Origin of the sequence: Geomonas oryzisoli (assembly GCF_018986915.1) — a bacterium.
Lineage (GTDB): Bacteria > Desulfobacterota > Desulfuromonadia > Geobacterales > Geobacteraceae > Geomonas > Geomonas oryzisoli.
Map to the genome: position 1 here is coordinate 2,063,671 of NZ_CP076723.1, position 13,163 is coordinate 2,076,833.

Sequence of the window (13,163 nt, forward strand, 5' to 3'; positions counted from 1 at the left end):
TGATCCTCGTCAGCTCAGTTTTTGAATTACCTCAATGAGGTTGCCCTGGTCGAAGCTGCTCTTCACCAGGTAGGCGCTCGCGCCCACGTCGATGCCCCGTTCACGGTCGCTGCGCGACTCGAGCCCCGTCACCAGGATCACCGGCAGCGTCGAGAGCCTGCTGTCGGCGCGGATCGCCGCGGTGAGCTGGAAGCCGTCCATGCGCGGCATCTCGATGTCGGAGATCACCACGTCGCAGGCCTGGGTCTTGAGCTGGGAGAGCGCGTCCGCCCCGTCCACCGCGGTACGCACCGCGTAGCCCGCCGACTCCAGGATGTTCTTCAGCAGCGTGCGCGAAGTGATGGAGTCCTCCGCCACCAGCACCGAAACCTGCCGGTTCTGGGGCGCGGGGGATGGGGGCGGTGCCGGGGGCGCCTCGACGAAGAGCGCGGAGCGGAACAGGTCGGCGACGTTGAGAACCGGCACTACCCGGCCGTTACCGAGCACGGTGGCCCCGGAAACGTTGCGGACCCGGGAGAGCTGCCGTCCCAGCGGCTTGACCAGGATCTCCTGGACCCCAAGCACCTGGTCCACGGCGAAGGCGATCCGCTTCTCCCCCGCGTGCAGCAGCACGAAGCAGAGATTCCCTTCTGCCGCCTGCGCGCTTTGCTTCAGCTCGAGGATGCGCGCCAGGGAGACCAGCGCGACCACCTCGCCGTTCACGAGCACCGTGTCGCGGTTTTCCACGCGCTTCACCTCTGAATGCGCCGTCCGCGAGCTCAGTTCCACGTTGGTGGCGGGGATCACGCACTCCCGCCCCCCGACCTGTACCAGCAGGCCGCGTATCCTCGCGAAGGAGAGGGGGAAGACCAGGCGGAAGGCCGTGCCCACACCGGGAGTGCTGGTGACGGTGACGTGTCCCCCCAGGCGCTCGAGGGATTGGCGCACGATGGCGAGCCCCACGCCCCGCCCCGAGACGCTGCCGACGGCAGGGCTGGTGGAGAGGCCGGATTCGAAGATGAGCTGCAGCGCCTCGTGGTCGGGCATACGCTCCAAAACATCGGCGGGTGCGGCGTCGACGCGCTGCGCGGCGGCCTTGACGCGGGACAGGTCGATGCCTCGGCCGTCGTCTTCCAGGACGAGTTCGGCGCGGCCGGCATCCTGCAGCCTGATCTCGATACTGATCGCCCCCCTCGGGGACTTGCCCGCTGCGACACGCTGCCGCGGCTCCTCGATGCCGTGGTCGACGGTATTGCGTACCAGGTGCAGCAGCGGCTCCCGGAGTTCGGCAAGGATGCGGCGGTCGATTTCGAGCTCTCCCCCACGGCAGGAGAACTCCGCCTCCTTGCCCAGTTCGCGCGAGAGGTCCCGCACGAGCTTCGCAAACGGATCGCAGAGCGTAGAGCAGGGGAGGAGTTGCAGTTTCTTCATCTCCTCCAGGAGCGGGTCGAGCATCGCCTGCAGTGACCGCTGGTGCTTCTCCGCGCTCTTTTCCAAAAAGCGCAGGCGCCCCTCCAGGTGACGCTCCGCCTGGCAGCTTTGTTCCAGCAGGGAGGCGAGCACGGCTTCGCTGCCGGTAGCACCCTTCACGGACTTGCGGGCGGTTTCGAGGGCACGGCTGCGCTCTCCCTGGCGCAGCGCGAGCTCTCCGGCCAAGGAGGCCAGCTCTTCGTGCAGTACCGAGGAGGAAAGCTTCGCGGAGACCAGCTCCTCGGATTGCAGCAGCAGCTCTTCCAGGAGCCGGGCGGAAACCCGGACCGTCTCGTCTCCTTGCGGGCGGGGCGAAACCGGGCGCGGCTCCGACGTTTTCCACTCGCGCGGCTGCGCCGGGACGGCCTCAGGGGTGGAAGGTTCGGGACGCGTAAGAGGCGTGCTGGGCGGGGTGGGGACGGAGGGTTCCCGCACCACGGCCGCTGTATCGGTGGGCACCGCCGCGGCGACCGGCAACTCATGCGGCGCGGCAGGAGACGGTACCGCTGGCGCGGCCGGTCCCTGGGCGAAACACAGCCGCTCGCCGAGCGCGTTGATGCTGCCGTGCAGCGAGTCGAACTGCTCGAGCCCGAGAGGGAGGCTCCCACCTTTGAGCGCGGCGAGCACGTCCTCCAGCCGCTGGCAGGAGAGGGCGACGTCCGGGAGGTTCACCGCGTGCGCCGCTCCCTTCAGGGTGTGCACGCGGCGGAAAATCGCCTCGAGCAGGCGTACCCGTTCGGCAGCCTCCGGCTCGCGCTCCAGCAAAAGGAGCAGGGAGGAGAGCTCCCCTAAGTGCTCCTGCGCCTCCAGTTCGAAGGTAGCCAGCAGTTCTTTTAGCAAGGCGTCGCTGTCAAGCATGCGGCAATAGGTCCCCGTGTGCTGCGGTCATGGGCTTTAGGCCACTTTGTAGCCGCTGACCAGCTTCTGCAGCTTCTGGTTCAGTTCGTAAAGGTTGCGGGCGGCGGACTCGATCTGGCGTGACCCCTCTACGTTCTGGTCGCTGGCCTGGTTGATGCTCTGGATGGCGATGGCGATCTGGTCCATGCCGATGGCCTGCTCCTGGGTGGAGGTGACGATCTGCAGGGTCGCGTTGGAGGATTCCTCGATGCTGGCGGCGAGTTGACGGATCGATTCCCCCGCCTCGCTGGACTGTTTCACCCCCGCCTCGACCGCTTTGCTCCCCTGTTCGGTAGCGAGGACCGCCGCGGTGGTGGCCTTCTGGATCTGGCCGATGATGTTCCTGACCTGGGAGGTCGCCTGTTTGGACTGGGTGGCCAGGTTCTTCACCTCCTGCGCCACGACGGCGAACCCCTTGCCGTGCTCGCCCGCCTTGGCTGCCTCGATGGCCGCGTTAACCGCGAGCAGGTTGGACTGCTCCGCGAGGTCCGCAACGGTGGCGATGATCTCGCCGATGGCCTGGCTCTGTTCGGAGAGATTCACGATGCGCTCGGCGATGAAGCCCATGCGCTCGTCGATGCCCTGCATGCCGCCAATGGCGCTGTTGACCGATTCGCGGCCGGTGCGGGCGATCTGGGTGGAGCGGTGCGCGCTCTCGTAGACCTGACGCGATTTCTGGGAGGTGAGGTCGGTGGTCTGGCGAATCTCCTGGACGGTGGCGTTGGTCTCGGAGATGGAGGTGGCGGTCTGGGCCGAGCTGGAGGCGAGCTCGCTCACGGTGGTCATGATCTCCGCGGCGGAACCGGCCAGGACGTTGACGACCTCGGCGATCTCGACGGTGAGCTCCCTGAGGTTCCTGGTCATCGCCTGGAAGGAGTTGCCCAGCCGGTCCTTTGGGGAGGCGGGGAGGACTTCGATGGTGAGGTCGCCCGAAGCGATGCGGTCGGCGTTGTCGGCGAGGCTGTTGAGCGATGCCACCATGTTGCGCATCGCCTTGCCGAAGACGTCCCGGTCGGAAAGGGGGACGACTTCCACGTCGAGGTCGCCAAGGGCTATGCGGTTGGCGGTTTCCCCCATGCCGCGCATGGACTGCACCACCTGACCCATCGCCCGCAACAGCTGCCCGAGCTCGTCCGCAGATCCGCTGCCGATTTCGACGGAGACGTCGCCCTGGGCGAGCCTGTCGGCGGCCTGGACCGCGTCGGTCAGGGGCCTGGTGATGGAAGCGGTGATGGCGAAAGCGATGACGGCGGCCAGGATGCAGGCAAGCGCCACGAGGACCGCGGTGATGGCGAAGGTGAGGCGCTGGTTCTTGCCCGACTCGGCGGCGAAGTTCTCGGCCATGGAGTAGGAAACCTTGAGCACGTCGTTCACCTGGGTGTCGATCTGGGCGACGGTGCGCCGGGCGTAGGCCTTGTGGAAGGAGATGGCCTCCTTGAGCTTCCCCTGCTGCACCATGACGATGGTCTTGTCGCGCACCACCTTCCACTGGTCCATCGACTCCTTGATCTGGTCGATCTTTGACTTGTCTCCGGGGACGCGCTCCCTGGCCAGGGCCAGCAGCCGGTAGACGTTCTTTTCGCAGTTGTTTATCTCCGCGATCGACGCCTCGAGATCCTCGCGGTCGCTGGCGTAGAGGATCACGTCCTTCATGCTGCGATGCATGCGGGTTATGTTGGTGTCCACCTGCTGGATGGCGTTGTTCACGGCGAAGGGGTGCTCGTAGAACTCGCTCAGGAGGTCCCCCTCGGCGGAGAGGTTTTTCAGAGAGAGCACCCCGATCAGGATCAGGAACAGGACCAGCACGGAAAAGCCGGCAACCAGTCGGGAACGGATCTTCAGATTACTAAGCATGAAACCCCCTAGAAATTATTACCCTATCTCTTCGTGCACCACCAGGCGCGGGTCGGCCAGGATCCTCGCCATGTCGAGCAGTGCCAGGCGTTCGGCGGTCACGCCGGCGACAAACTCCTCCCTGGGCCCGGCAAATGTGTCGGGGGTGGGGAGAAGCTCCGCGGCGGGCACGGTTTTCGTGCCGACGATGCTGTCGGCCAGCACCCCGAACTCCATCTCTTCGTTCCCCACAACGATAACCCGGTTCAGGTCCGAAAGCCCCAGGGCGGGCAGCTCGAAGAAACGGCGCAGGTCGACGATTGAGATGATGCGGCCGCGCAGGTTGGTGATCCCCAGCACGAAGGAGGGGGCACAGAAAAGCGGCGTGAAATCGGTAAGCGGCAGCGTCGCCGCTATATAGGAAAGTTCGATGGCGTAGCGCTCGCCCGACAGGACGAACTCGAGACAGTCGATGCCGGTCCCATCGTCGGCGGGCTCCGGCGGCCGGCTCAACTGGCGCGCCCGTTCCTTGAGAAGCGCCTGTTCGCGCACCGGGTCGTCCGATGGCGCACCCGCTGCAGCGAAGGCGGCCTCCTGGCGCTTGAGCAGGGCTGCCCAATCTATCCTGGAACTGTGTGCTGTCATCCCATCTCCTCGGACTGTCGTAGCGCCGGTGTCACCTGCGGTTCAAACCGGCGATCATTCCCTTGATCAACTGCGCGAGCATCCCGGCGGTGATCCCTTCCGCCTCGGGCAGCACCTCGGCAGGATCGTGCCGCTGTAACAGTCGCAGTGCGTTGCCGAAGCTCTGCTCCGCTTCGCGCAGCTCGCCGCGCTTGCGGCACAGGTTCCCCAGGGCGAAGTAGGCGAGCAGGTAGTCGTGGTCCAGGTACAGCGCGCGCTTAAGGGATGCTTCCGCCCCGGCGTCGTCACCCAGCTGCTCCAGGATCATGGAAAGCAGGTAGTGGGTACGCACGTCCAGACGCTCGAGCAGCAACGCCTTTTCGCATTGTTCGCGCGCCTCCTGATAGAGCCCGAGGTTCGCGTAGCTGCGTGCCGCCAGGGCGAGGCAGTCGGGGAGGTGCGGCGCGGAGAGCGCGAGCCTGGCCGCCTCCTGGTAATCGCCTGCGCGGTAGGCTGTGCGGGCCCGCTCGACGCTTTCGGGAAGCGGGTCCGCCTGCTGCGAAGCCGGGCCGCAGGGGGGCGCATCCGCTTGAGAACCCTTCGCCTGGGCCGTGTGCGCGGCCGCAGCGGGCACCGTCGGCGCAGGTACGCTCGGCCTGAGCGCTTTTCGGCGCGGTTCGCCCTTTCGAAGCAGCAGCGCTCCTTCGAAGTAGTGACAGCTGAAGCTGCGCAGCCTCTGGTGGTCCACTTCGGTGGGGCCCACGAAGAGCCAGCCCCCCTGTTTCAGTGCGGCGTGAAACCTGGCCACCGTTTTTTCGATCTGCTCGGCGTGGAAATAGAGCATCACGTTACGGCAGAAGATGATGTCCGCCCCCGCGGTGAGCGCGCTGCCCGCGTCGACGGCCAGGTTCAGCTGGCTGAAGTGCACCATCTGCCGGATGCGGGGGATAACCTCGAAGTGGCCGTCCCCCAGGGGAGTGAAATACTCCATGAGCCATTCCGGCGCGTTGCGGAAGGACCATTTGCCGTACACCCCCCTTCGGGCACGTTCCAGCGCTTCTTCGTTGATGTCGGTGCCAAGGAGCGTGATCTTCCACTCGGGCAGATCCTGAAGCAGGCGGCTCAGTATGATGGCGATGGAGTAGGGCTCCTCGCCGGTGGAGCAGCCGGCGCTCCAGATCTTGAGGGTCCTGCCGCCGCGACGTCGGGACGCAATGAGCGCGGGGAGCACCTGCTCTTCGAGCACGCGGTAGCTCTTGGGGTCGCGCATGAAGTACGTTTCGCCGATGGTAAGGGCGGCGGAGAGCGCCCTCAACTGTTCCTGGGAGAGCGGGACGGCCATGAGCTGGAACAGGTAGTGGTCCAGGTCCTCGAAACCCGCCTCACGCGCCAGGGTGGACATCTTTTGCGCCAGGTCCCGTAACCGGGTCTGGGGGAAGTGCAGCCCCATGTTCCTGGCGATGAACCTGGCGAAAGCGGGCAGCGAGTGATGCAGGTCGTCGCCCACGCTACGCGCTCTCCAGCGCGGCACGGATCTGTTTCTCTTCCTCGGCGAAGAGCAGGGTGTCCAGGTCGTGAATCAGCACCAGCCCCTCCGCGGTCCTGGTTACGCCGGCAAGAAATTCCGTTCCCATGACGATGTCGTCCGCGGGGACGAGTCCCCCGGCCGGCTGTTCGCAGACCCCTTCCGTCGAGTCGACATGCAGCGCCAGGGCGAGTCTGCCGGTGCGAGCCACGACGAAGTGGTCGTCGCAGCCGATGTCGCGCTCCGGCAGCCGGAACCTTTTTCTCAGATTTATGACGGGGATGACATCCCCCTGCAGGTCGAGTATGCCGAGTACGATGTCCGGGGCGTTGGGAATCGGGGTGAGCGCCGCCGCCCTGATGACCCTGGTGATCTGGTCGAGTCTCAAGGCGTAGCGTTTGCCGTCGAGGGCGAAGATGAGCAGGTGGATCGTGTCTATCGGTCTTCTCCATGTGCGACATCAATACGGCGCTTTAATTTACCGCGCGTGTGGCTTCTATTCAAGTGGATTGTTGCGATTTAATGACTGAACGTGTGATTTTTTGCAGTAGAAGTTTCGGTTTGGAGTGCCGGGTGGGATTGTTCCTTCTTTAAAGGTCGGTTGGGAGCATGTAGAGGTAAGGTGAAATAGAGAAAAGGGGGGCTTAGTGACAATCGTGGCCCGGGGGGAAACAAAGGAACATCACTCTACTGACAGTGGCGAAGCCGTAGCGCTCCCTCTGTCTCAGCGCCCCAGATACTGCTGTGCGTACCGGCTCACCTCGGGGAGGAATGCCAGGAAATCCTCTTGCAATGCTTGGTAGTTGCGGGTAAGCTCCCTGCCGCCACCGGCCAGGGGATTGGAGCGCGCAACGCGTCTGGACATCCGTTCCAGCGCGCCGGCCACCCCGTCGGTGGTGAGATACGAGGGGATCATGTCCTCGAAGATCACCGGGACCAGCCTCTGCAGACGCTCCGGCAGCAGGGGCCGGTTTCCCTCGACGATCCTCCTGGCGCGCTCGAGGTAGACCGGCAGCGGTTCCCGGTGCAACTTCTGCCAGCCGGTCGCCAGGAAGTGGTCGTAATAGAGGTCGACGAGGATGCCCCGGTAAAGCCCGAATTCCGGTGCGATACGGAGGCGGCTGCTGGTGAAGGCGGGGTGCTGTTGGGCAAATGAATCGATGCGTCGGTGCAGTTCCAGGCCTTGGCGCAGGGGGGCGGGATAGCGGTCGGCGAGCGGTCCCTTGACGAAATCGCCCATGAAGTTGCCGGTCAGGGTGTCGGGGTCGTCGCCCGACAAGTAGAGGTGGAAGAGGTAGTTCATGGCAAGTGATGATACCAAAACCCGCGCAGAAGGGGTAGGGGGGTAACATGCTGGGTGCGCTGGCCGGCGACATCGTCGGTTCCGTCTACGAGTGGAACAACATCAAGACCACATCCTTTCCGCTGTTCCAGGACCAGTGCCGCTTCACCGACGATACGGTCCTCACCGTCGCGCTTGCGGAGGCGATCATGAGCGGCGAGCCGTACGCCCAGGTGATGCGGCGCTACTATCGCAGGTATCCCGAGGCGGGATACGGCAAGAACTTCGCGCTGTGGGCCGCCAGCGCGGATGCCGCTCCCTACCACAGCTGGGGCAACGGCTCCGCGATGCGCATCGCGCCGGCGGCCTGGGCCTTCGATTCCCTGGATGAAGTGCTGCGCAGGGCCGAGGAGTACACCCTCCCCACCCACGGGCACCCGGAGGGTGTGAAAGGCGCGCAGGCTACGGCCGCGGCGATTTTCCTGGCGCGCAGCGGCGCCGACAAAGAGGAAATCCGCCACTTCATCAGCGGCCGTTTCGGCTATGACCTCTCTCGCAGCTGCGACGAGATCCGTCCCGGCTACCGTTTCGACGTGTCATGCCAGGGGACGGTCCCCCAGGCGCTGGCTGCCTTCTTCGATTCCGAAGACTTCGAGGACGCCCTGCGGCTGGCAGTCTCCCTCGGCGGGGATTCCGATACGCTGGCCTGCATTACCGGCGGCATCGCGCAAGCCTTTTACGGCGGGGTTCCGGGGGCGATCGCCAGCTGCACGCTGGGTTTTCTGGACGAGCCGCTGAGGAGGGTGACTTTGGAGTTCGAGGCGCGCTTCGTGGCGGGGAAGAGTACTTAGGGGGAGTTGCCCGCAACGTGCAAACTGAAAACTGCAAATCCCCCCTGTGCCCCCTGTGCCCCCTTCAAAAAAGGGGTGGGCGTGGGTTCACGTGCAACCTTTTGGACTGTAACCATCCAGCTACTTCATCAGTTGCTTGCCGATGTCGAATCCTTTGCCGACCGGCTCTCCCAAACCGTAGTAGATACGGTTGGTCGGGCTGTAGATGAGCGGCTGCACCTTGGCCGGATCGGGGAGGCCGTTGCCGTCGAGCACGGACTCGTCGGCTTTCACATCGACGATCTCGCCGATGAACTGGGTGTGCACCCCTATCTCCACCGTCTGCAGCAGGCGGCACTCGATGACCAGCGGAAATTCAGCGACGTAGGGCGCATCGACCAGATCGCTTTTCACCGCGGTGAGGCCGGCCTGGGCGAACTTGTCCTCGTTCTTGCCGGAGGCGATACCGGCGTAATCGGCCGCGACCGCGAACTGCTGCGAGGGGATGTTGACGGTAAAGGCACCGCGCCTGAGGATCGCGTCGTAGCTGTAGCGCGATTTGCGCAGGGATACGGTGACCGCGGCAGGATCGGAGCTGCAGACGCCGCCCCAGGCGACGGTGGCAAGGTTCGGCTTGCCCGCCATGTCGTAACTCCCTACCAGCCACACCGGGGTCGGCATGGCGTGGGTTCCTTTGCCCAGACTCTTCTTCATATGGCCTCCTGTGAGCCTATTTTTATTTGAGGATGTCCGACAGGAGCTTCCCGCCGACGCCGATGTTTTCCCGTTCCATTTCCTTGATGAAAACGATGAACTTTTCGGCAGGGATCTGGGTGACGGAGCTGGCGGCTTCGGTCAGTGCCTGTACCAGTTGGCCCTTTTTCTCTTTGTTCTCAATGGTGCCGAGGTCGATGGTGATAACGGGCATGGGGATTCTCCTTGTTGCCGGTGTGGAAGTTGAGAGGAGGCCAATGTAACAAATATCAGCGGCGACATCAACAGCGGGATCCGCCGAATGTCGAGTATAAACGTGTCAGGTATTACCGGCGCAGGTAAGTATCTGTTTATTGCGACATGTAACAGACGAGAAAGCTAGGGAGTATGCCGCAGTCGTGATATAGTCGCCGGATGCAGCAACGACAAGGATAAGGAATATGGTAGAGATCAAGGAATCAGATATCAAAGTGGAGTTTTACCGCGCTTCGGGGCCGGGAGGGCAGCACCGCAACACGACCGACTCAGCGGTGCGGATACGGCATCTCCCCACCGGGATCGTGGCCCAGGCCAGCGAGAGCCGTTCCCAGGCGCAAAACCGTGAGATGGCGCTGCAGCGGCTGGCCGAGTTGTTGCACAGGCGGGAGATGAAGAGGAAAAAGCGGATCGCCACCAAGGTGCCGCGCGGCGCCAAGGAAAAGCGACTCTCGGAAAAGAAGGCGGTTTCGGAGAGGAAAAAACAAAGAAGTAAATCAATTGACAATTGACAATGGACAATTGACAACTGGATCGCACCTTCGAGCACTTCTCCGAAGGAGGGGACTGGCTCCGCCAGGTGCCTGTCCCCTTGCTGCTATGCGAAGGCGGCTGATGTATCGTGACCAACCCTGAAGGTGTAGTTGCGACAACTCTTACATGTGCGCAGGCCAAGCGTCACTTTAGCTGTCAATTGTCAATTGGTCAGTTGTTCATTGCCTCTATACATCTCCACCATGATGCCCCTGAAGGCGACGGCGGCGGGGGACAACTCCCGCCCTTTGCGGCTCGCCAGGTAGAACTGCCGCTTGATGGAAACGCCCGCAACGGGAACCTGGATCAGCGTCCCCTGTTCCAACTCGTGCTGCACGGACACCGAAGAAACGAATGAGACGCCGATCGCGGCGATCACGGCGCGCTTCACCGCTTCGTTACTCCCCAGGTGCGCCGCTACCCGCAAGGTGCCGGGATCGATGCCTGCCGCGCGCAGGGCCTGGGCTGCCGCCTTACCGGTTCCGGAACCGGTTTCCCGCAGCACCACCGACTCACCAAGCAGTTCCTCTTTGCGGATCGCCCGCTCCTTGCCCCAACGGTGCCCGCTGGGAGCTATCAGTACCAGTTCGTCCTCCGCAAACGGCACGAATTCGAGCGTCTCTTCCTCGAAACACCCGCCCACTACACCCAGCTCCACCTCTTCGGAGAGCAGCTTCCCGAGCACGTCCCGGCTGTCACCCTGCCTCAGCACGATGGTCACGCCGGGAAAACGGCTGATCAGGAGAGGAAGGGCGGCCGGTATCATGTACTCGCCCGGTATGCTGCTCCCCGCGATGTTCAGCTCCGCCTCTTCGATCCCCTTGAAGCGCGCCAGCGCGACCGGTATCTCTTTCGCGTAATCCACCAGTTTGCGGGCCCGCTCCAAAAGGATCTTCCCTCCTTCGGTGGGAAGGGCGCCTTTGCCGGTGCGATCGAGGAGTTTCATGCCGAATTCACTCTCCAGTGCGGAGATGTGCTGGCTTACCGTGGATTGCGTTATGAAGGTGGCTTCGGCTCCCTTGGAGAAGCTGCCGCTCTCTGCCACCTTGATGAAAACCTCCAATTGCTTCAGGTTCACCGCTCCCTCCTATTAAGGATTGCGATCATGGTTATTTATTTCATCGAATTTATCAATTTGACTACGGCCGGTCAATTAGTTATTCATGTCAGTGGTTTTTCCCACTTCCCCCACTTCTTTCTGACATTCCATTTCAGCGAGAGACATAGATGGTTGCAGCAGGAATCGACATAGGCTCGACAGGGACAAAAGCGGTCATCTTCGATGGTGAGATCCGCGCCAGTGTGGTCGTTCCCACCGGTTGGGATCCCAAGGCCGCAGGGCTCGAGGCGTTTCGCCAGGCGCTGGATTGCGCCGGCCTCGCCGAAGGCGACGTGGGGAGCATCGTCGGGACCGGCTACGGCCGTGTTTCCCTGCCCATATTCGACAGGAAGGTCACCGAGATCACCTGTCACGCCCGCGGTGCCCACTTCCTTTATCCCGAAACCCGCAGCGTCATCGATATCGGCGGTCAGGACAGCAAGGTGATCAGCGTCGATGAACAGGGGAGGGTGGCAGAATTCGCCATGAACGACAAGTGTGCCGCCGGAACCGGGAGGTTTTTGCAGGTGATGGCGGGCGTGCTCGACGTCTCCCTGGAGCAACTGGGACAACTCGCCGTCGGGGCGACGCCGGCACGGATCTCCAGCATGTGCGCCGTCTTCGCCGAGTCGGAGGTCATCGGCCTGCTGGCCCGCGGGACGGACAAGGGGAGCATCGCGGCCGGCATCTTCCACTCCATAGCGGGAAGGATCCAGGGGCTGGCCGGGAAGGTCACCCTGTCGCACCGGGTCACCTTCAGCGGCGGCGTGGCGCTAAACCGCGAGCTCTGCCGCGCCATCGGGGCTAGCCTCGGCGTAGATATGTGCGTTCCGCAGGCGCCGCAGATGGTGGGTGCGCTGGGCGCCGCGATCATGGGGTTCGAGGCATGAGGGATGTCTGTGCAGCCTTCGATGAGATCGCGGGCCTCAGGGAGAAAAACGCCATCGCGCTCAAGGTCGCCAAGGATCGCGGCAGGAAGGTGGTCGGCACCTATTGCCTCTTTTCGCCGGTGGAGCTGATCGTAGCCGCCGGTGCCATCCCGGTTTCGCTGTGCGGCACCAGCGCGACCCCTATTCCGGCCGCGGAAAAGGTGCTGCCGCGCTCGCTCTGCCCGCTGATCAAGTCCAGCTACGGTTTCGCGCTCACCGATACCTGCCCCTTCTTCCATTTCTCCGACCTTTTGCTCGCCGAGACCACCTGCGACGGCAAGAAGAAGATGTACGAGCTGCTGGCGCAGATGAAACCGCTGCACCTGATGCAACTGCCCCAGGTGCAGGACGAGGCGGCGCTGGACTACTGGGTTCTGGAGCTCAAGCGCCTGATCACTCGCCTTGAAGAGTCCTTCGGCGTGCGCATCACCCCTGAGAAACTGGCCGGTGCGGTTCTGCTTCTGAACGAGGAACGGCGCTCGCTCAAGGCCTTGCAGGACGTTTTGAAGCGCAGGCCGGCGCCGATCTCAGGGATTGACCTGCTGACCGTGCTGCACAACCGCGGTTTCACCGTGGACAAGCGGGAGGCGATCGAGCTCATCGACCGGCTCACCACTGAGCTGACCGAACTGAGCGACCAGGGCGTCTCTCCCTTCAGCGACCGGACCCCGCGCATCCTGCTGACCGGTGTGCCGGTCGGGATCGGATCGGAAAAGGTGGTGCGCCTGGTCGAGGAACTGGGGGGCAGCGTGGCCTGCTTCGAGAGTTGCGGCGGTTACAAAAAGGTGGATCCGGTGCTGCCGGGAAACGACCTGCTCCGTTCCATCGCGGAAAAGTACCTGCGCGTTCCCTGTTCGTGCATGTCTCCCAACACGGGGCGCTTGCAACTGCTGGAGAAGCTGGTGCGGGAATTCGACGCGGACGGGGTGATCGATCTCACCTGGCAGGGGTGCCACACCTACAACGTGGAATCGTTCTCGGTGAAGCGCCACCTTCAGGAGACGGTGCAGGTCCCTTTCCTGCAGATCGAAACCGATTATTCGGAATCGGACACGGAGCAACTGAAGGTGCGTATCGAGGCCTTCCTGGAGGTGATAGGGACCAGGCGAGGAGGGCGTCCGTGACAGGTTCGCGACACGGGGTACTTTTCGACGACTGCAGGTACCACGTCGATTCTGTGATGTCATGTCAA

12 protein-coding genes and 1 pseudogene are annotated in these 13,163 nt (G+C 63.4%); 4 read left to right on the forward strand and 9 right to left on the reverse strand.

Going from position 1 to position 13,163, the window contains the following annotated elements; all coding sequences use genetic code 11:
* Nucleotides 1-9: 9 nt before the first annotated feature.
* The 6 genes from KP004_RS09145 to KP004_RS09170 all read right to left on the reverse strand — a co-directional run bounded on the left by KP004_RS09145 (nt 10) and on the right by KP004_RS09170 (nt 7,649).
* Nucleotides 10-2,307 (reverse strand): hybrid sensor histidine kinase/response regulator, encoded by a 2,298-nt coding sequence (locus tag KP004_RS09145; protein ID WP_216802012.1) that lies wholly within the window; start codon nt 2,305-2,307, stop codon nt 10-12.
* 36 nt (nt 2,308-2,343) lie between these two features.
* On the reverse strand, nt 2,344-4,200 hold the full coding sequence (locus KP004_RS09150; RefSeq protein ID WP_216802013.1) for a HAMP domain-containing methyl-accepting chemotaxis protein: 1,857 nt from the start codon (nt 4,198-4,200) through the stop codon (nt 2,344-2,346).
* An 18-nt stretch (nt 4,201-4,218) separates the two neighbouring features.
* Nucleotides 4,219-4,824: a chemotaxis protein CheW gene (locus KP004_RS09155; protein ID WP_216802014.1), complete on the reverse strand. Its 606-nt coding sequence runs from the start codon at nt 4,822-4,824 to the stop codon at nt 4,219-4,221.
* Between the two features lie 31 nt (nt 4,825-4,855).
* A complete protein-coding gene (locus KP004_RS09160) occupies nt 4,856-6,310 on the reverse strand; it encodes a CheR family methyltransferase (RefSeq protein ID WP_239027006.1) in 1,455 nt (484 codons plus the stop codon).
* Nucleotide 6,311: 1 nt separating this feature from the next.
* Nucleotides 6,312-6,716, reverse strand: a complete 405-nt coding sequence (locus KP004_RS09165) for a chemotaxis protein CheW (RefSeq protein WP_239027007.1) — start codon at nt 6,714-6,716, stop codon at nt 6,312-6,314.
* A gap of 336 nt (nt 6,717-7,052) precedes the next feature.
* Entirely contained in the window at nt 7,053-7,649 is a 597-nt protein-coding gene (locus tag KP004_RS09170; protein WP_496197166.1) for an acyl carrier protein phosphodiesterase, read from the reverse strand.
* A 29-nt stretch (nt 7,650-7,678) separates the two neighbouring features.
* Between KP004_RS09170 and KP004_RS09175 the strand changes: the two genes are divergently transcribed.
* Nucleotides 7,679-8,461, forward strand: a complete 783-nt coding sequence (locus KP004_RS09175) for an ADP-ribosylglycohydrolase family protein (protein WP_216802015.1) — start codon at nt 7,679-7,681, stop codon at nt 8,459-8,461.
* A gap of 120 nt (nt 8,462-8,581) precedes the next feature.
* Here KP004_RS09175 and KP004_RS09180 read toward each other — a convergent pair whose 3' ends face one another.
* Nucleotides 8,582-9,154, reverse strand: coding sequence for a flavin reductase family protein (locus KP004_RS09180; protein WP_216802016.1), 573 nt, complete (start codon nt 9,152-9,154; stop codon nt 8,582-8,584).
* A 22-nt stretch (nt 9,155-9,176) separates the two neighbouring features.
* Entirely contained in the window at nt 9,177-9,368 is a 192-nt protein-coding gene (dmpI, locus tag KP004_RS09185; protein WP_216511091.1) for a 4-oxalocrotonate tautomerase DmpI, read from the reverse strand.
* A gap of 229 nt (nt 9,369-9,597) precedes the next feature.
* Here dmpI and KP004_RS09190 point away from each other — a divergent pair.
* Nucleotides 9,598-9,921, forward strand: a pseudogene (locus KP004_RS09190) (peptide chain release factor-like protein); the annotation flags it as partial.
* 185 nt (nt 9,922-10,106) lie between these two features.
* Here the strand turns inward: KP004_RS09190 and KP004_RS09195 are convergent.
* Nucleotides 10,107-11,021 (reverse strand): selenium metabolism-associated LysR family transcriptional regulator, encoded by a 915-nt coding sequence (locus KP004_RS09195; protein WP_216802018.1) that lies wholly within the window; start codon nt 11,019-11,021, stop codon nt 10,107-10,109.
* Nucleotides 11,022-11,170: 149 nt separating this feature from the next.
* Between KP004_RS09195 and KP004_RS09200 the strand changes: the two genes are divergently transcribed.
* Both KP004_RS09200 and KP004_RS09205 read left to right on the forward strand, forming a co-directional pair.
* Nucleotides 11,171-11,932 carry an acyl-CoA dehydratase activase gene (locus KP004_RS09200; protein WP_216802019.1) on the forward strand — a complete coding sequence of 254 codons (762 nt, stop codon included), beginning with the start codon at nt 11,171-11,173 and terminating at the stop codon, nt 11,930-11,932.
* The gene (locus KP004_RS09205; protein WP_216802020.1) at nt 11,929-13,095 is read left to right on the forward strand and encodes a double-cubane-cluster-containing anaerobic reductase; all 1,167 of its coding nucleotides are present in this window, start codon (nt 11,929-11,931) and stop codon (nt 13,093-13,095) included. Before KP004_RS09200 ends, KP004_RS09205 begins: the two co-directional genes overlap by 4 nt.
* Nucleotides 13,096-13,163: the final 68 nt, after the last annotated feature.

Excerpts from the sequence above, each read along its gene's own strand:
- KP004_RS09145 (WP_216802012.1), bottom strand. The coding sequence starts at position 2,307 with ATGCTTGACAGCGACGCCTTGCTAAAAGAACTGCTGGCTACCTTCGAA.
- KP004_RS09150 (WP_216802013.1), bottom strand. The coding sequence starts at position 4,200 with ATGCTTAGTAATCTGAAGATCCGTTCCCGACTGGTTGCCGGCTTTTCC.
- KP004_RS09155 (WP_216802014.1), bottom strand. The coding sequence starts at position 4,824 with ATGACAGCACACAGTTCCAGGATAGATTGGGCAGCCCTGCTCAAGCGC.
- KP004_RS09175 (WP_216802015.1), top strand. The coding sequence starts at position 7,679 with ATGCTGGGTGCGCTGGCCGGCGACATCGTCGGTTCCGTCTACGAGTGG.
- KP004_RS09180 (WP_216802016.1), bottom strand. The coding sequence starts at position 9,154 with ATGAAGAAGAGTCTGGGCAAAGGAACCCACGCCATGCCGACCCCGGTG.
- dmpI (WP_216511091.1), bottom strand. The coding sequence starts at position 9,368 with ATGCCCGTTATCACCATCGACCTCGGCACCATTGAGAACAAAGAGAAA.
- KP004_RS09200 (WP_216802019.1), top strand. The coding sequence starts at position 11,171 with ATGGTTGCAGCAGGAATCGACATAGGCTCGACAGGGACAAAAGCGGTC.
- KP004_RS09205 (WP_216802020.1), top strand. The coding sequence starts at position 11,929 with ATGAGGGATGTCTGTGCAGCCTTCGATGAGATCGCGGGCCTCAGGGAG.